16 protein-coding genes are annotated in these 17,539 nt (G+C 70.9%); 9 read left to right on the top strand and 7 right to left on the bottom strand.

Annotation, left to right across the window (positions count from 1 at the left end):
* Positions 1–11 precede the first annotated feature (11 nt).
* From AB0C16_RS11290 to AB0C16_RS11260, 7 genes are all read right to left on the bottom strand, one after another.
* Positions 12–1,430: an FAD-binding oxidoreductase gene (locus AB0C16_RS11290; protein WP_357681411.1), complete on the bottom strand. Its 1,419-nt coding sequence runs from the start codon at positions 1,428–1,430 to the stop codon at positions 12–14.
* On the bottom strand, positions 1,427–2,536 hold the full coding sequence (locus AB0C16_RS11285) for an ABC transporter ATP-binding protein (protein WP_357681408.1): 1,110 nt from the start codon (positions 2,534–2,536) through the stop codon (positions 1,427–1,429). The genes AB0C16_RS11290 and AB0C16_RS11285 overlap by 4 nt, the downstream gene beginning before the upstream one ends.
* Positions 2,523–3,320, bottom strand: a complete 798-nt coding sequence (locus AB0C16_RS11280; RefSeq protein ID WP_357681406.1) for an ABC transporter permease — start codon at positions 3,318–3,320, stop codon at positions 2,523–2,525. The genes AB0C16_RS11285 and AB0C16_RS11280 overlap by 14 nt, the downstream gene beginning before the upstream one ends.
* Positions 3,317–4,189 (bottom strand): ABC transporter permease, encoded by an 873-nt coding sequence (locus AB0C16_RS11275; RefSeq protein WP_357681403.1) that lies wholly within the window; start codon positions 4,187–4,189, stop codon positions 3,317–3,319. Before AB0C16_RS11275 ends, AB0C16_RS11280 begins: the two co-directional genes overlap by 4 nt.
* Positions 4,190–4,195: 6 nt before the next feature.
* On the bottom strand, positions 4,196–5,314 hold the full coding sequence (locus AB0C16_RS11270; protein ID WP_357681401.1) for an ABC transporter substrate-binding protein: 1,119 nt from the start codon (positions 5,312–5,314) through the stop codon (positions 4,196–4,198).
* A gap of 4 nt (positions 5,315–5,318) precedes the next feature.
* Positions 5,319–5,927, bottom strand: a complete 609-nt coding sequence (locus AB0C16_RS11265) for an XRE family transcriptional regulator (protein WP_357681399.1) — start codon at positions 5,925–5,927, stop codon at positions 5,319–5,321.
* 148 nt (positions 5,928–6,075) lie between these two features.
* Positions 6,076–6,831 (bottom strand): IclR family transcriptional regulator, encoded by a 756-nt coding sequence (locus AB0C16_RS11260; protein ID WP_357681397.1) that lies wholly within the window; start codon positions 6,829–6,831, stop codon positions 6,076–6,078.
* A gap of 81 nt (positions 6,832–6,912) precedes the next feature.
* On the opposite strand from AB0C16_RS11260, the gene AB0C16_RS11255 reads away from it, so the two are divergent.
* The 9 genes from AB0C16_RS11255 (at position 6,913) to AB0C16_RS11215 (ending at position 17,502) form a co-directional block, all read left to right on the top strand.
* Entirely contained in the window at positions 6,913–8,070 is a 1,158-nt protein-coding gene (locus tag AB0C16_RS11255; RefSeq protein WP_357681396.1) for a 4-hydroxybenzoate 3-monooxygenase, read from the top strand.
* Complete coding sequence (locus tag AB0C16_RS11250) at positions 8,064–8,813, top strand: CoA transferase subunit A (RefSeq protein ID WP_357681394.1); 750 nt, start codon at positions 8,064–8,066, stop codon at positions 8,811–8,813. The genes AB0C16_RS11255 and AB0C16_RS11250 overlap by 7 nt, the downstream gene beginning before the upstream one ends.
* A complete protein-coding gene (locus AB0C16_RS11245; RefSeq protein ID WP_357681393.1) occupies positions 8,813–9,436 on the top strand; it encodes a 3-oxoacid CoA-transferase subunit B in 624 nt (207 codons plus the stop codon). Before AB0C16_RS11250 ends, AB0C16_RS11245 begins: the two co-directional genes overlap by 1 nt.
* A 16-nt stretch (positions 9,437–9,452) precedes the next feature.
* Positions 9,453–10,121, top strand: coding sequence for a protocatechuate 3,4-dioxygenase subunit beta (gene pcaH / locus AB0C16_RS11240; protein ID WP_357681390.1), 669 nt, complete (start codon positions 9,453–9,455; stop codon positions 10,119–10,121).
* Entirely contained in the window at positions 10,118–10,609 is a 492-nt protein-coding gene (gene pcaG / locus AB0C16_RS11235; protein ID WP_357681388.1) for a protocatechuate 3,4-dioxygenase subunit alpha, read from the top strand. The genes pcaH and pcaG overlap by 4 nt, the downstream gene beginning before the upstream one ends.
* Positions 10,599–11,951, top strand: a complete 1,353-nt coding sequence (locus tag AB0C16_RS11230) for a lyase family protein (RefSeq protein WP_357681385.1) — start codon at positions 10,599–10,601, stop codon at positions 11,949–11,951. The genes pcaG and AB0C16_RS11230 overlap by 11 nt, the downstream gene beginning before the upstream one ends.
* Positions 11,952–11,964: 13 nt before the next feature.
* Complete coding sequence (gene pcaC / locus AB0C16_RS11225) at positions 11,965–13,062, top strand: 4-carboxymuconolactone decarboxylase (RefSeq protein ID WP_357681383.1); 1,098 nt, start codon at positions 11,965–11,967, stop codon at positions 13,060–13,062.
* A gap of 136 nt (positions 13,063–13,198) precedes the next feature.
* On the top strand, positions 13,199–14,890 hold the full coding sequence (locus AB0C16_RS11220; protein WP_357681381.1) for a glycosyl hydrolase family 18 protein: 1,692 nt from the start codon (positions 13,199–13,201) through the stop codon (positions 14,888–14,890).
* A 260-nt stretch (positions 14,891–15,150) separates the two neighbouring features.
* Complete coding sequence (locus AB0C16_RS11215) at positions 15,151–17,502, top strand: glycosyl hydrolase family 65 protein (protein WP_357681379.1); 2,352 nt, start codon at positions 15,151–15,153, stop codon at positions 17,500–17,502.
* The last annotated feature ends 37 nt before the right edge of the window (positions 17,503–17,539 follow it).

The raw sequence follows: 17,539 nt of genomic DNA, 5'->3' as shown, positions 1-17,539 counted from the left end.
AAGTCGTCCTCTCAGCGGCCAGAGATGAGGTTGGCGAGCCGCGCGTAGGCCGAGGTGGTGGTGCCCCGGTCGTTCTCGTGGCGGTCGGCGGTGCGGAACAACGCGTAGATGAGCTGCACTCCGATCCACCGCAGTGGCTCCGGCTCCCACTGACGGACCTGGCGGCCCACCCACGGCAGCGCGGTCAGCTCGGTGTCGCGCCGCAGCACGAGGTCCCGCAGAGTGCGCCCGGCCAGGTTCGTGGTGGACACACCACTGCCCACGTAGCCGCCCGCCCAGCCGAGGCCGGTCGTGTGGTCGAGGTGAACGGTCGAGACCCAGTCGCGGGGGACGCCGAGCACCCCGCACCACCCGTGCTGGACGCGCGCGTCGGACGCGGCGGGGAACAACCTGACCAGCATCCGCCAGAGCAGCGCGACCGTCTGCGCCTGGGTGGCGCCCCGGTCGTCGGTGCGTGAGCCGTACCGGTAGGGGACGCCGCGCCCGCCGATCGCGATCCGGTCGTCCGCGGTGCGCTGGGCGTAGATGTAGGCGTGCGCCTGGTCGCCGAGGAGTTCGTTGCCCGACCAGCCGATGTGCTTCCACACCTCGGCGGGCAGCGGCTCCGTGACGATCATCGAGCTGTTCATCGGCAGCCACTGCCGGTGCTGTCCGGCGAGGTTGGCGGTGAAGCCCTCGGTGGCGCGGATGACGTACTCGGCAGAGACGAGGCCGCGCGTCGTGACGGCCGACGCCTTGCCGCCCTGGCGGGGGCGGATCTCGGTCACCGTGGTGTCCTCGAAGATGTCCACGCCGAGCCCGGCCACGACGCGGGCCAGGCCCACCGCGAGCTTGGCGGGCTGGATCCGGGCGCAGTGGGGGGAGTAGGTGGCCTCCAGCGTGCCCGCCACCTGCAGACGTTCCCGCTGCTCGTCGCGGTCCAGCAGCCTGAGGTCCTCCTCGCCGTATCCCCAGGTGCGCAGGTCGGCCAGTTCCTCGTGCAGGCGGCGTCGCTGTGCCGGGTTGGTGGCCACGTGGATCAGGCCGCCCTTGTGGACGTCGGCGTCGATGCCCTCCTCACGGGTGACGTCGATCACCTCGTCGACCGCCCGGAACATCGCGTGCTGCAGGTCGATCATGGCCTGGCGGCCGCGTGCCGCGGCGAGCCGCTTGCGCGAGCCGGCGAACTCGGCCGACAGCCAGCCGCCGTTGCGGCCCGACGCGCCGAACCCGGCGAACTCCTTCTCCAGGATCGCGACGCGCAGGTCGGGCTGCGCCTTCTTCAGGTAGTAAGCGGTCCAGAGGCCCGTGTAGCCACCGCCGACGATCGCCACGTCGTATTCGCGGGAACCGGGCAGGGGCGCCCGGCGGTCCGGCAGCCCGATCTGCCGATACCAGTAGGAGACGCCGCCGTTGGCGAAGTCTCCGGTCAGCGGAATGCCTCTTTTCACGTGAGAACAGCCTCCACATCAGGCTCATCGAGAAGGAGTACGGAATCGGTGACGCGCCACGTCATCGTGACGGCGTCGCCACGACGGGCGTCGCTGAGGTTGCCCGCCTGCTCGCGGACCAGCGCGGAAGAGCCGTCGGGCAGTTTCAGTTCCAGCTTGCGGCTCGACCCCAGGTAGATCTCGCCGATGACAGTGGCCGGCAGCGCGTTCCATCCGACGTCGGGCAGGTGGTCCGCCGGCCGTACGGCCAGCCGCTCGGGACGCACGACGAGTGCTCCGGGGCCGCCGGGGAGGGCGTCTGGGGCGTTCAGCAGCCGGGCGCAGACACCGATGCCGTCAGGCGTGATCTCGCCGCGCAGGATCGTCGACTCGCCGAGGAAGCGGGCCACGAACAGAGTGGCGGGCCGCTCGTACAGCTCGTCGGGCGCGCCCACCTGCTCGATGCGGCCCTTGTTGAACACGGCGATGCGGTCCGACAGCACCAGCGCCTCGTCCTGGTCGTGCGTGACGTAGACGAACGTGGTGCCGAGCTCGCCGTGGATGCGCTTGATCTCCAGTTGGAGCCAGTCGCGCAGCTTCTTGTCCAGCGCTCCCAGGGGCTCGTCCATGAGGAGCACCCGTGGGCTGTAGACGATCGCGCGGGCGACCGCGACCCGCTGCTGCTGCCCGCCGGACAGCTCGCGCGGGTAGCGATGGCCGTACTCGCCGAGGTGCACGGTCGCCAGCGCGGCCTGCACCAGCTCGGCCCGGCGCGACTGGGGGATCTTGCGCTGCTTCAGCGGGAAGGCGATGTTCTCGGCGACCGTCATGTGCGGGAACAGGGCGTAGTGCTGGAACACCATGCCCATGTCCCGCTGGTGCGGCGGGGTGGCCGCGATCATGCTGCCGTCCACGGTCAACTGGCCGGAGGTCGGCTGGAGGAACCCGGCGATGATGTTGAGCGTGGTGGTCTTGCCCGAGCCGCTCGGCCCGAGCAGCGTGATGAACTCGCCCGCCTTGATCGACAGTGAGACGTCGTCCACGGCGACGAAGTCCCCGTAACGCTTGGTCAGATCGGTCAACTCGATGCCCGCGCCGCGGGCGGCGAGATCGTTACTTGGGGGCACTGGAGGACCTCCTGGTGATGAAGAAAGTGGCGACGAGCACCAGGGTCGTTGTCAACACGATGATCATTGTGGCAGCGGCGGCGATGGTCGGGTCGATCTCGCGGGTGACGCTCGCGTACATCTTGACCGGCAGGGTCTGCAGGTAGGGGCTCTGGATGAACAACGAGACCACCACCTCGTCGAAGCTGGTGACAAACGCGAACAGGGCGCCGGAGGCGACGCCGGGCGCGACCAGAGGCAGCGTCACGCTGCGGAAGGTGGTCCACGAGCCCGCGCCCAGGCTGGCCGCCGCGCTCTCCAGCCGCCGGTCGAACCCGCGCAGCGAGGCGGTCACGGGGATCATCACGAACGGCAGCGCCAGCACGGTGTGCGCCATGACGAACCCGACCAGGGTGCCCACGAGCTGCAGCTTCAGGAACACCGCGTAGGTCCCGATGGCGAGCACCACGCCCGGCACGATCATCGGGGCCAGCATCGCCCCCTGCGCCAGCGGCAGCCCGCGCATCCGGGCCCGGGTCAGCCCGAGCGCGGCGGCCGTGCCGAGCGCCGTGGCCACGACCGTGACCAGCAGGGCCACCTGGATCGACGTCCACAGCGCCGACATCCAGGTGGGGTCGGTGAAGAAATGCTCGTACCAGCGGGTCGAGTAGCCGTCGGGCGGGAACTTCAGCGACGCCTTCGAGGTGAAGCTGAGCGGCACCACGATCAGCGCCGGTGCCACCAGCCACACGCCGACCAGGGCGCAGAAAGCCCACAGCACCCCGCGTCCGAGGCGAGCGGTCATCCGGTCACCTTCTTTCCGGTACGGCGCAGCGTCAGCGCGAGGAGCGTGATCATGGTCAGCGTCAATCCGAGCAGCACCACGCCCATCGCCCCGCCGCGTCCCCACTTGAGCAGGCCGTTGACCTGGGTGAAGATCTGCTGCGAGATCAGCGCGTCGGTCGGCGAGCCGAGCAGCGCCGGGGTGATGTAGAACCCGAGCGCGCTGATGAACACGGTCAGGCACCCGGCGGAGACGCCGGGGAGTGACAGCGGCACGTACACCCGGGCGAACGCCGTGACCGGACGCGCGCCCAGGCTGCCCGCCGCGGTGAGCAGCCGCCGGTCGATCCCGCTCATCACCGCGTAGAGCGGCAGCACCATGAAGGGCATCAGCAGCTGCACCATCCCGATGACCACGCCCGTCTGGGTGCGGATCAGGCTGAACGGTCCGAGCCCGATCGCCCCCAGCGCGCTGTTGATCACGCCGGTGTCCTGCAGCAGGATCATCCAGGCGAAGGTGCGGACCATCAAGCTGGTCCAGAAGGGCACCAGCACCAGCAGCGTCAGCACCGCGCGGGCACGCGGCCCGGCGATCGTCATGCCGTAGGCGTACGGGTAGGAGATGACCAGCGCGAGCACCGTCACCCACAGGGCGGTGGTGAACGTCCTGCCCAGCACCTGCAGGTTCTGCGGCTCCCCGAAGAACCAGGTGAAGTTGCCCAGGCCGGGTTCGGGATCGGCGAACGCGCTGATCATCATGGAGATGAGCGGGTAGAGGAAGAAGACGGCGAGCGCGACCAGCGCGGGCAGCGTGAGCAGCGCCGGCCGGCGGTCACCGGGATCCCGGCCCGCGGTGGCAGGCCGGGATACCGCTTGCAGAGTCGAGGCCATCCGCGATCAGCCGCCGAGCCAGGCCGACCACTTCTCGATCATCTCGCTCTGGTGGTCGGCCCACCACTTCGAGTCGATCTTGAGCGCCTTGTCGGCCACTTCCGGCTTGGTCGGCAGGAACCTCTGCGCCGTCTCGTCCAGGTTCGGCTTGGCGTCGACGTTGATCGGGGCGTAGGAGGTCAGCTCGGTGAGCTTGGCCTGCTGCTGTGCGCCCAGGTAGTAGTTGATCAGTGCCATCGACGCCTTGGGGTTCTTGGCGTTCTTCGGCACGGACAGCGAGTCCATGATCGGCATCCACTGCTCGAAGGAGACGTCGAACGGCGCGCCGTTCTTCACCGCCGCGTGCGCGCGGCCGTTCCAGATCATCGCCATGTCCACCTCGGTGGACTCCAGAAGCTGCTGCGACACCGCGCCGGTCTTCCAGAACACCAGGTTCGGCCGGATCGACTCCAGCTTCTTGAGCGCACGGTCCACGTCCAGCGGGTAGAGCTGGTCGGGGGCGACGCCGTCGGCGATCAGAGCGGCCTCGAACGGACCCGGCGCCGAGTCACCCGGGTCGCCCGGGATGCCCCGCTTGCCGGGGAACTTCGCGGTGTCGAAGAAGTCCTTCCAGTCCTTGGGCGGGTTGTCGCCGAATTTGGCCTTGTTGTAGACGATCACCATCCCGTACTGCATCGCGGGGACGCTGCAGTCGGAGGCCAGGCCTTCGGGGATCTTCGACTTGTCGATGATCGTGTAGTCGAGCGGCTGAAGCAGCTTGCCGCACTGCGCCTGGGCCCAGATGGAGTCGGTGTCGACCACGTCCCAGGTGACGTTCGAGGAGTCGACCTGGGCCTTGATCTTGGCGTAGTCGGTCGGGCCGTCCTGCAGGATCTTCGCGCCCGACTCCTGGGCGAACGCGTCGATCGCGGCCTTCTGCTGGCCCTCCTGGTAGATGCCGCCGTACGAGACGAACGTCATGTCGACGCCGCTCAGCGCGTCCTTCTTGACGGTGCCTGCCTCGGCGGGTCCGGTCCCGAGGTCGACGGTGGCGGGGCCGGCGGATCCAGTGCCGCAAGCGGCCGAGAGCAGCAACGAAGCAGCGATGCCGGCGATGCCGGCCAGTCGCGAGGAACGCTTCGGCATGAAGTTACCCCCTAGGTAACGGTGGGAGCGGTGTTCGGGTGGATGGCGTTGGTGGGCTGACCACCCAGATGACCTCGGCGGTCTCTGGGCCGTCGTTGATGACGCGATGAGGGACCGACGTCCGGTACTCGACGCTGTCGCCCGGCCCCAGCCGGTGGCCGGTCTCCGCGTCATCGAGGCCGAGCCGGAGGGTGACCTCGCCCCGGACCACGAGGAGGATCTCCTGTGAGTCGCCGTGGGTGAACGGCTCGTCTCCGGTGGAGGCGCCAGGGTCGAACTCTCCGGCGTACATCTCCAGGTTCTGGAGCGGGCGCTGGGAGATCAGGTATTTGCGGGTGCCCGGCCTCATGGGTAGTTCGGGACGTTCGGAACGGCGCAGGACCCGGTGGCCTACCTCGTCGTCGTCGTTGAACAGGTCGGCCACGGTGATGCCGAGGGCGACGGATATCCGACGTAGCATTCCGATGCTCGCGCTGGTCTGCCCGCGCTCCAACTGGCTGATGAAGCTGGGGCTGGCCTGGGCGTCGGCGGCGAGACCGCGCACGGTCATCCGGCGCATCTTCCGGTACGCCTGGATGCGTACACCTAATCGCGTGATTTCTGACTCGGTCATCGAACCTCTCGGCTGGTTGCACTGAACAAGTTGTTCAGTGGCAATGGAAGGACCGTACATATGCTGGCTAATCCCCAGCAAGGGGGCGTTACCTAACGAATGGGTAAAGTAGCGGTCTGGCGGTCACCACGGCACCGGCCGGAGGGGGTCAGGTCGCCGAGGCGCACGCGCGGGCGATCTGGCCCGCCGCGCCGCGCAGCGGCTCGATAAGCCGGTGCAGTTCGCGGGCCCGCCTGGAGGTCAGCACGATGCCGAGCGCGGCGACGGGGCGGCCGTCCACCAGGATCGGCGCCGCCGCCGAGCACGATCCGAGCGTCATCTCCTCGAACGTCAGCGCGTAGCCCTGGGCGCGCACCATGGCCAGCTCGCGTGACAGCCGCCCCGGCTCGGTGATCGTGTGCGGGGTGGGCCGCTCCAGCTTGCGCGCCAGATAGGCCTGCACGAACCACTCGGGCTCGTAGGCCAGCAGCGCCCGGCCCACGCCGGTCGGGTGCATGGGCAGCCGGCCGCCCGTCCTCGACACGATCGGCACCGCCCGCCTGCCGTGCACCTTGTCGACGTACAGCACCTCCAGCCCGTCGCGGACGGCCAGGTGCACGTTCTCGCCCGTGGTGCCGAACAGCTCCTGCAGCCACGGGTGCGCCACGTCCTGCAGTCTGCCGGGCGCGAGCTGGCCGAGCTCCCACAGCCGCAACCCGACCCGCAGCCGCCCGTCGGGGGTGCGGCTCAGCGCCTGCCACTGCTCCAGCTCGCCGACCAGCCGGTGGGCGGTGCTCAGCGGCACCCCGCTGCGCCTGGCCAGCTCGGTCAGGCTGAGCTGCGGATGCGCGGCGTCGAACGCGCCCAGGATCGCCAGCACCTTGGACGTCACCGTGCGCCCCGCCTCCCGGGACCCGCCTGCCATAAGGGGAAATCCTGCACGGTTCTTCCACTCAGTGGAAGAGGCCTCTCGGCTATCGCACCGGCGAGGAAGGATGCTGTCCTCATGCGAACTCAGGTCGGGATCATCGGGGCCGGCCCGGCGGGTCTCCTCCTGTCCCACCTGCTCCATCTGCGCGGCATCTCCTCGGTGGTGCTGGAGAAGCGCAGCCGCCCCTACGTGGAACGCCGCGTGCGCGCCGGGGTGCTGGAACAGGGCACGGTGGACACGCTGGTCGAGGCCGGCGTCGGGGCGCGCCTGCTGCGCGAGGGGCTGCCCCATCAGGGCATCGAGCTCAGGTACGGCGGGGCGGGCCACCGCATCGCGTTCGACGAACTGGTGCCCGGCAGGTCCATCACCGTGTACGGCCAGCAGGAGGTGGTGAAGGACCTGATCGCCGCCAGGCTGGAGGCGGGCGGCGACGTCCGCTTCGAGATCGAGGACGTGGCGCTGCACTCGCTGGAGGAGCGGCCCTATCTGACGTTCGGCGGCGAGCGGCTCGACTGCGACGTGATCGCCGGCTGCGACGGCTTCCACGGCGTGTCCAGGCCGTCCATCCCCGAGGGCGTGCTGCGGTTCTTCGAACGCGACTATCCCTTCGCCTGGCTCGGCATCCTGGCCGAGGTGGCCCCCTCCTCCGAAGAGCTCATCTACACCCAGACCGAGCGCGGCTTCGCCCTGCACAGCATGCGCTCGCCCACGATCAGCCGCTTCTACCTGCAGGTGCCCCCCGACGCGACCACGGAGGAGTGGCCCGACGAGCGGATCTGGGACGAGCTGAAGGCCCGGCTGGAGAGCGTGCCCGGATTCACGCTGACCACCGGGAAGATCATCGAGAAGGGCGTCACGCCGATGCGCGGGTTCGTCTGCGAGCCCATGCAGTACGGCAGGCTCTACCTCGCCGGCGACTCCGCCCACATCGTGCCGCCCACCGGGGCCAAGGGGCTCAACCTGGCCGTGGCCGACGTGCGGGTGCTGACCGAGGCGCTCGACCGGTTCTTCGCGACCGGCTCGGCCGACCTGCTCGACGGCTACTCCCAGGCGTGCCTCAAGCGGGTCTGGCGGGCCCAGCACTTCTCCTGGTGGATGACGACGTTGCTGCACACGTTCGACTCCGACGAGGATTACGGGCGGCGGCTGCAGCAGTCCTACCTGGACTACGTCACCTCCTCGGAGGCGGCCGCGACGACGCTGGCGGAGAACTACGTGGGGATGCCATGGTGAACAAGATCGTTGACTCGGCGGCCGAGGCGGTGACGGACATCGGAGACGGCGCCTCCCTCGCGGTCGGCGGGTTCGGGCTGGCCGGGGTGCCCGCCGTGCTGATCAAGGCGTTGCTGGAGCGGGGCACCACCGGGCTGCACGTCGTGTCCAACAACTGCGGCACCGACGGGCGCGGGCTGGGCGAGCTGCTGGCCGCCGGGCAGATCTCCCGGGTCACCGGCTCGTACGTGGGCGAGAACAAGGAGTTCGCCAGGCAGTACATGTCGGGCGAGCTGGAGGTCGAGCTGATCCCGCAGGGCACGCTGGCCGAGCGGCTGCGGGCCGGTGGGTGCGGCATCCCCGCCTTCTACACCCGGGCCGGGGTCGGCACCCTGGTCGAGGAGGGCGGGTTGCCGTGGCGCTACCGGTCCGACGGGTCGGTGGAGGTCGCCTCGCCGGCCAAGGAGGTGCGGGAGTTCGACGGCGTCAGGTACGTCATGGAGCGCGGGATCGTGACCGACTTCGCCCTCGTGCGGGCCGCTCGTGGCGATATTTACGGAAATCTCGTGTTTTCCAAGTCCGCACGAAACTTCAACCCGCTTGCCGCGATGGCCGGACGTGTGACGATCGCCGAGGTCGAGGAGCTGTGCGCCTTGGATCCTGAGGAGGTGCACCTGCCGGGCGTGTTCGTCCAGCGGGTGCTCGTGCTCGACCCCGAACAGGCCGCCGACAAGCCCGTCGAGCGGCGGACGGTGCGTTCCTGATGGCCTGGACCCGGCAGCAGATGGCGGCCCGCGCCGCGGCGGAGCTCCCCGACGGCGGCTACGTCAACCTCGGCATCGGCCTGCCCACCCTGATCCCCGGCCACCTCGACGGGCGCACCGTGATCATCCACTCGGAGAACGGCATCCTCGGCGTCGGCCCCTACCCGTCGCGGGAGGAGATCGACCCCGACCTCATCAACGCGGGCAAGGAGACGGTCACCGTCGAGCCGGGGGCGTCCTACTTCGACTCGTCGCTGTCGTTCGGGATGATCCGCGGCGGCCACATCGACGTCGCCGTGCTCGGGGCCATGCAGGTGTCGGCCGGGGGAGACCTGGCCAACTGGGCCGTCCCCGGCAAGATGATCAAGGGCATGGGCGGGGCGATGGACCTGGTCCACGGGGCCCGCCGCGTCCTCGTGCTGATGGAGCACACCACCCGGGACGGCGCCGCCAAGATCGTCCCCGAGTGCACGCTGCCGCTGACCGGCCGGGCCTGCGTCGACCGTGTCATCACCGACCTCGCCGTCATCGACGTCACCCCCGCCGGGCTGCGCCTGGCCGAGACCGCCCCCGGCGTCAGCCCGGCCGACGTGCGGGCCAAGACCGGAGCCGAACTGCTGTGAACCCCCTAGGACAGCCATGACCCATCCGCCGTACCTGAGTCCCGCCTACCGGAGCACGGTCCTGCGGGCGCCCTCGCGGGCGCCGGTGCCGTTCAAGGCCGACCCCGACACGATCGAGCTGACCAGCCCGGTCTTCGGCCACCACGAGGTCGGCTCGCTCGACTGCGACCTGACCAGGCAGCATGCCGGAGAGCCGATCGGCGAGCGCATCAGCGTCAGCGGGCGCATCCTCGACGCCGCCGGCCGGCCCGTGCCCAACACGCTGGTCGAGATCTGGCAGGCCAACTCCGCCGGCCGCTACGCCCACCAGGGCGACCGGCATCCGGCGCCGCTCGACCCCAACTTCACCGGCGCCGGCCGCTGCCTCACCGACGACCAGGGCCGCTACCGGTTCGTCACGATCAAGCCCGGCGCCTATCCGTGGCGCAACCACGCCAACGCCTGGCGCCCCGCCCACGTGCACTTCTCGGTCTTCGGCACGGCGTTCACCGAGCGGCTCGTCACCCAGATGTACTTCCCCGGCGACCCGCTGATGCCGTTCGACCCGATCCTGCAGTCGATCCCCGACGCGGCCGACCGGGAGCGGCTCGTCTCGGCCTTCTCGATGGACCTGACCGAGCCGGAGTGGTCGCTCGGCTACTCCTTCGACATCGTGCTCGGCAGCACCCCCCTGGAGACGCCATGATGCCCACGCCGTCGCAGACCGTGGGGCCGTTCTTCGGCCACGCGCTGCCCTACCTCCACGACTGGGAGCTCGTCCCGGAGGGCCACCCCGAGGCCATCACGCTGGCCGGGCGGGTGTTCGACGGGGCCGGCGAGCCGGTGCCCGACGCGCTGCTGGAGCTGTGGCTGGGCCACACCGGCGACGGCGGCGCGCTGCGCCGTGGCGACGGGCTGACGTCCGGGTTCGGGCGCTGCGCCACCTCTCCCACCGGCTCCTATCGGTTCCGTACGGTACGCCCGGCGGGTCCGTACCTGTCGGTGCAGGTCTTCGCCCGTGGCCTGCTCCGGTCCCTGCTCACCCGCGTGTACCTCGAGGATCGGCCCGATCCGCTGCTCGACGACCTCGACCCCGCGCGGCGTTCCACGCTCATCGCGACCGGGTCCGGCGATGCCTACCGGTTCGACGTGCGGTTGCAGGGAGAAGGGGAGACGGTCTTCCTTGACTTCTGACGGCCCGGCCGCCGCGCCCGCCACCGACGGCGGGCTGCTGGCGCCGGTGCGCGCGGGCACCCGGGCGGAGGCGCTCACCTCCGACTCAGCGTGGACAGACGCGATGCTGGCGGCCGAGGCGGCGCTGGCCCGCGCGCAGTCCCGCGCGCGACTCATCCCGGAGGCGGCGGCCGAGCTGATCGGCCGGACGGCCGCGGCGCTCGTCGTCGACGCCGCCGGCCTCGCCCGCCGCGGCCGCCAGTCGGCCAACCCGGTCGTGCCCCTGGTCTCCGACCTGCGCGAGGCCGTGAGAGCGGCCGCCGAGACGGCCGGTTCGCCGGGGTTGCCGGATGACCCGGCCAGGCTGGTGCATCTGGGAGCGACCAGCCAGGACATCATGGACACCGCGGCCATGCTGGTCGCCACGAGGACGGTCGGCGCGATCACGGCCGACCTGGACACGGCCATGCGCGTGCTGGCCGGCCTGGCGGAGCGGCACCGCGACACCGTGATGGCCGCCCGCACACTGGGGCAGCAGGCGGTGCCGACGACGTTCGGCCTGAAGGCCGCCGGCTGGCTCACCGGGCTGCTCCGAGCCCGCGACCGGCTGCGCGCCCTGCGGCTCCCGGCCCAGTACGGCGGCGCGGCCGGCACCCTGGCCGCCCTCGCCGAACACGTGTCCACGACCTCGGCGGCCCCCGGGGCCGTGAGCCGCGAGCAGGCCGCCGAGGCGGCGTTGCGGGTCGCCGGGTTCTTCGCCGAGGAGCTGGGCCTGGCCGCCCCGCCGGCGCCGTGGCAGGCGGAGCGGTCGGTGGTGGCCGAGCTGGGCGCCGCCCTGGCGGCCGTGGCGAGCGCGCTCGGCAAACCGGCCACCGACATCGTGTGGCTGGCCCAGACCGAGGTGGGCGAGGTGGCCGAGTCCTCGCGCGGCGGCTCGTCGGCCATGCCGCACAAGCGCAACCCTGCCCTGTCCGTGCTGATCCGCTCGGCGTCGCTGCAGGTCCCGGCCTACGCGCAGGTGCTGGGCACGGTGGGCGAGCACGAGCGGGCGGCGGGCGCGTGGCAGGCGGAGTGGCTGCCGCTGCGCGAGTGCCTGCGCCTGACCGGGGGAGCGGCGCAGACGGCCGTCGAATTGCTGGAGGGCCTGCGGGTGTTCCCCGACCGGATGCTCGCCAACGCCGGCCTCACCGGCGGTCTGCTCGTCTCCGAACGGCTGGCCGTCCACCACGGGCGCGACGCCGCCGAGGAGATCCTGCGCGAGGGCGGGCCGCTCGACGGCGAGCCGCCGGACCCGAGCGGCTATCTGGGCGCGGCCCCCGAATTGGTCGACCGTATCCTCGCCGCGTACCGGCGGCAGACGTGAAGGAAGGCCCGGGGTGAAGCTCCACTGCCGCGTTGACGGTCCCGACGGCGCGCCGCTGCTGGTGCTCGGTCCCTCGCTCGGCACGACGCTCGACGTCTGGCGGCCGCAGCTCGCCACCCTCACGCGCGAGTGGCGGGTGCTCCGCTACGACCTGCCCGGCCACGGCGGCTCGCCGGCCGCGCCCGCCGGGCTGACCGTCGACGACCTGGCGCAGGCCGTGCTCGACCTCGTCGAGGACACCCGGTTCGCGATCGGCGGCATCTCGCTCGGCGGCGCGATCGCCACCACGATCGCCGCCCGCGAGCCCGGCCGGGTGCTCAGCCTGGTGCTGTGCTGCACCGCGGCCCGCTTCGGCGAGCCCGGCCCCTGGCACGAGCGGGCGGCGACGGTGCGCGCCGAGGGTGTGGCCTCGCTCGCCCCGGTGCTGGCGACCCGGTGGTTCACTCCCGGGTTCGACGGCGGCTGGGTCGTCGACATGCTGGGGCAGGTCGACAGCGAGTCCTACGCCGCCTGCTGCGAGGCCCTGGCCGGGTGCGACCTGACCGGCCGCCTGGGCGCGATCACCGCTCCCACGCTGGTGGTCGCCGGGGCCGACGACCCCGCCACCCCCGTCGGCCAGGCGGTCACGCTGGCCACGGGCATCCCCGAGGCGCTACTCAAGGTGGTGCCCGGCGCGGCCCACCTGGCCAGCGTCGAACGAGCCGGCGACGTGACCGCCGCGATCGGCGACCACCTCGGCGGCTCCGCCAACTGGGCGGCCGGGATGCGCACCCGCCGCGAGGTGCTCGGCGACGCCCACGTGGACCGCGCCGTCGCCGCCACGACCGGCTTCACCGCCGACTTCCAGCACCTCATCACCCGCTACGCCTGGGACGAGATCTGGAACCGTCCCGGTCTCGACCGCCGCACCCGCAGCTGCGTCACCCTCACCGCGCTGGTCGCCGGGGGCCACCTCGACGAGCTGGCCATGCACGTGCGCGCCGCCCTGCGCAACGGGCTCACCCCCGACGAGATCAAGGAAGTCCTGCTGCAGACGGCGGTCTACTGCGGGGTGCCCGCCGCCAACGCCGCCTTCGCCGTGGCTCAGCGCGCGCTCGCCGAATCACGCTGATCTCCCGGTCGCCGATTCGTTATTGACGGTTCCGCAGGTACGGGTTAGCGTCGTCTCTAAATAAAAAGGAAACCTTACTAATAGTTTCCTTCGGCCACTCCCATCCCACCCCCCAAGCAACGGATGTCGGAGCATCATGAGACACAGAGCTCTCAGCAAGATCCTCACCGGCCTCACGGCGTTACTGCTGCCGCTCACCGCGGCCTTCGCCGTCCCACCCGGCGCGTACGGCGCCACCACCTCGGCCACCTCGGCCACCTCGGCCGCGCTCGCGGAATGGACGGCGTGGACCGCCTACACCGCCGGCACCCGCGTCACCTACAACGGCGTCGAGTACGAGTGCGTACAGAGCCACACCTCCCAGCCCGGCTGGGAACCACCCGTCGTCCCGGCCCTCTGGAAGGTCACCGGCGGCGGCGGGGGCGACACGACGGCGCCGTCGGTGCCGGGCAACCTGCGTTCGACGGGGGTGTCGTCGAGCAGCGTGTCGCTGGCGTGGAACGCCTCGACGGACAACGTGGGGGTGACGGGTTACGGCGTCTACCGTGGCGGGACGCTGGTGACGACGGTGACGGGCACGTCCTACACCGATGGCGGGCTGAGTGCGAACACCGCCTACACCTACACGGTCCGGGCGCGTGACGCGGCCGGCAACCAGTCCGCCAACAGCAACCAGGTCACCGCGACCACCACCGGCGACGGAGGCGGAGGCGGCAAGAAGGTCCTCGGCTACTTCGTCCAGTGGGGCGTCTACCAGCGCGCCTACCACGTCAAGAACATCGACACCAGCGGCTCGGCCGCCAAGCTGACGCACATCAACTACGCCTTCGGCAACGTGCAGAACGGCCAGTGCACGATCGGCGACAGCTACGCCGACTACGACCGCTTCTACTCCGCGGCCGAGAGCGTCGACGGCGTCGCCGACACCTGGGACGCGGGCGCGCTGCGCGGCAACTTCAACCAGCTGCGCAAGCTCAAGCAGAAGTACCCGAACCTCAAGGTGCTGTTCTCGTTCGGCGGCTGGACCTGGTCGGGCGGCTTCGGGCAGGCCGCGGCCAACCCGGCGGCCTTCGCCGAGTCCTGCTACCGCCTGGTCGAGGACCCGCGCTGGGCCGACGTCTTCGACGGCATCGACATCGACTGGGAGTACCCGAACGCCTGTGGCCTGACCTGCGACACCAGCGGACCGGCCTCGTTCAGGAATCTGATGTCGGCGCTGCGCACCCGCTTCGGCTCCGGCAACCTGGTCACCGCGGCCATCACCGCCGACGGCACCTCGGGCGGCAAGATCGACGCGGCCGACTACGGCGGCGCCGCCCAGTACCTCGACTGGTACAACGTCATGACCTACGACTACTTCGGCGCGTTCGCGGCGCAGGGCCCGACCGCCCCGCACTCGCCGCTCACCTCCTACACCGGCATCCCGACGCCGGGGTTCTACTCCGACAACGCCATCCAGAAGCTCAAGAGCAAGGGTGTCCCGGCGAGCAAGCTGCTGCTCGGCATCGGCTTCTACGGCCGCGGCTGGACCGGCGTCACCCAGTCCGCCCCCGGCGGCACGGCGACCGGCCCGGCACCGGGCACGTTCGAGCAGGGCATCGAGGACTACAAGGTGCTCAAGACCCGCTGCCCCGCCACCGGCACCGTCGCGGGCACCGCCTACGCCCACTGCGGCAGCCAGTGGTGGAGCTACGACACGCCGAGCACGATCGGCGGCAAGATGGGCTACTCGAAGAACCAGGGCCTCGGCGGCGCGTTCTTCTGGGAGCTCAGCGGTGACACCACCAACGGTGAGCTGATCACCGCGATGAGGAACGGCCTGGGGTGACACCCCGAGGGGCCGGGCCCTCCCGCCGGGGCCCGGCTCCTCGCAAGCCGGGGACGCGTCGTCTCCGCCATCAGTCGGCTCCGTTTTCGCTGGTAGCCGGGGTAGAAGGCGGGTATTGGCAGGATATCGGGGGGTTGGTGGACGGCGCCGGTCGATCGGTGTTCCATGAGCGCGCGAACCGCCTGATGATCCTGTCGCCGGATGGTCAGGGAGGTCGACCACGATGGGGTGTCCGACCTCGGCGAGCTCCTGGACCACTCGTGATCTCCCATGAGGGATTCACCTGCGAGCCGTGGGCCCTGCGGGCCGCCGGGCTGGATCTGGACGTGCTCGCCCAGGCCGAGTCGTTGTTCGCGCTGTCGAACGGGCACATCGGCTGGCGTGGCAACCTCGACGAAGGCGAGCCCCACGGCTTGCCCGGCAGCTACCTCTCCGGCTTCCATGAGCTGCGCCCGATGCCGTACGCCGAGGCCGGCTACGGCTATCCCGAGTCGGGGCAGACGGTCATCAACGTCACCAACGGCAAGGTGATCCGCCTGCTCGTCGACGACGAACCGTTCGACGTCCGCTACGGACGGCTGCGCGATCACGAGCAGGTGCTGGACTTCCGGGCCGGTGTCCTGCGCCGGCGGGCCGAGTGGGAGTCCCCTGACGGATCCGCCGTGCGGGTGTCCTCGGTCCGGCTGGTGTCGCTGGTCCAGCGGTCGATCGCGGCGATCTGCTACGAGGTGACGCCGCTCGACGAGACCCTGCGGGTGGTGGTGCAGTCCGAGCTCGTCGCCAACGAGCAACTGCCGAAGATGGGAGGCGACCCCAGGATCGCCGCTGCACTCGACGCCCCGCTGGTGGCCGAGGAGGACTCGGCCAGGGACGCCCGCTCGGTGCTGGTCCACTCCACCCGCCGCAGCGGCCTGCGCATGGCCGCGGCGATGGACCATCTCGTCGACGGGCCGCCCGGCACCCAGGTCGTCGCGGAGAGCTCGCCCGACCTGGGCCGCGTGACGGTGACGGCGTCGCTCGCCGCGGGGCAGCCGCTCCGGCTGGTCAAGTTCGTCGCGTACGGCTGGTCGGGGTCACGCTCGCTGCCGGCGGTACGCGACCAGGTCGAGGCCGCGCTCGCCGGCGCCCGCGGGACCGGCTGGGAAGGGCTGCTCGCCGCGCAGCGGACCTACCTGGATGAGTTCTGGACCCGGTCCGACGTCCAGGTGGAGGGCGATCCCGAGATCCAGCAGGCGGTGCGGTTCGGGCTGTTCCACCTGCTGCAGGCCACCGCGCGCGCCGAGGGCAGGGGCATTCCGGCCAAAGGGCTCACCGGCCGCGGCTATGACGGGCACTGCTTCTGGGACAGCGAGGTGTTCGTGCTCCCCGTGCTGACCTATCTCGTCCCCGACGCCGTCGCCCACGCCCTGCGCTGGCGGCACTCGACCCTGCCGATGGCCACCAGGAGGGCGGCGCAGCTCGGGTTGCGCGGGGCGGCCTTTCCCTGGCGGACCATCCATGGGGAGGAGTGCTCCGGCTACTGGCCGGCCGGCGCCGCGGCGTTCCACGTCAACGCGGCCATCGCCGACGCCGTCATCCGCTACCTCGACGTCACCGGCGACGACGCCTTCGAGGCCACCGCCGGGATGGAACTTCTCGTCGAGACCGCCCGGCTGTGGCGGTCACTCGGCCACCACGCCGACGACGGCGCCTTCCGGATCGACGGCGTCACCGGCCCGGACGAGTACAGCGCGGTCGCCGACAACAACGTCTACACCAACCTGATGGCCCAGCAGAACCTGCTCGCCGCCGCGAAGGCCGCCGAACGGCACCCCGAGCGGGCCCGGAGACTCCACGTCGACGAGGAGGAGACGGCCGGCTGGCGGAGCGCCGCCCAGGCGATGTTCCTGCCGTACGACCGCGGACTCGGCGTCCACCAGCAGTCGGAAGGCTTCACCAGCCACCAGCGGTGGGATTTCGCCGCCACCGCGCCCGAGCAGTATCCGTTGATGCTGCACTTCCCGTACTTCGATCTCTACCGCAAGCAGGTCGTCAAGCAGGCCGACCTCGTCCTGGCGCTCCACCGCCGCGGCGACGCCTTCAGCGCCGAGGAGAAGGCGCGCGACTTCGCCTACTACGAACAGATCACCGTACGGGACTCCTCGCTTTCGGCCTGCACCCAGGCGGTGATCGCCGCCGAGGTCGGCCACCTGGACCTCGCCTACGACTACCTGGCCGAAGCGGCGCTGATGGACCTCGACGACGTCGAGCACAACACCCGCAACGGGCTGCACATCGCGTCCCTGGTCGGCGGCTGGATCGCCCTGGTCGAGGGATTCGGGGGCCTGCGGCGGCGCGAGGGCGTCCTGAGCTTCGCGCCGCGCCTGCCCACGGGGCTCACGAAGCTCTCCTTCACGATCTCCACGCTGGGGCGCCGGTTGACGGTCGAGATGAGCGGGGAAACCGCCACTTACACCCTGCTCGACGGCGAGCCCCTTCGGATCCTCCACCATGGACGGCCTGGGACGACCGCCGTCGGCGCACCGCTCAGCCGCCCGATCCCGGCGGCGCCCCCGGCCAAGGCGCCCACGCAGCCGCCCGGCCGCCGGCCGGTCCGACGTGCGTCCACCTAAGGACGCCGGTCTTCCGGTCGGTGTTGGCGACCCGGTC

It is taken from the genome of Nonomuraea sp. NPDC048916, assembly GCF_040649575.1.
In the GTDB taxonomy this organism is placed as follows: Bacteria; Actinomycetota; Actinomycetes; order Streptosporangiales; family Streptosporangiaceae; genus Nonomuraea.
This window is presented reverse-complemented; position numbering and strand designations above follow the sequence as displayed.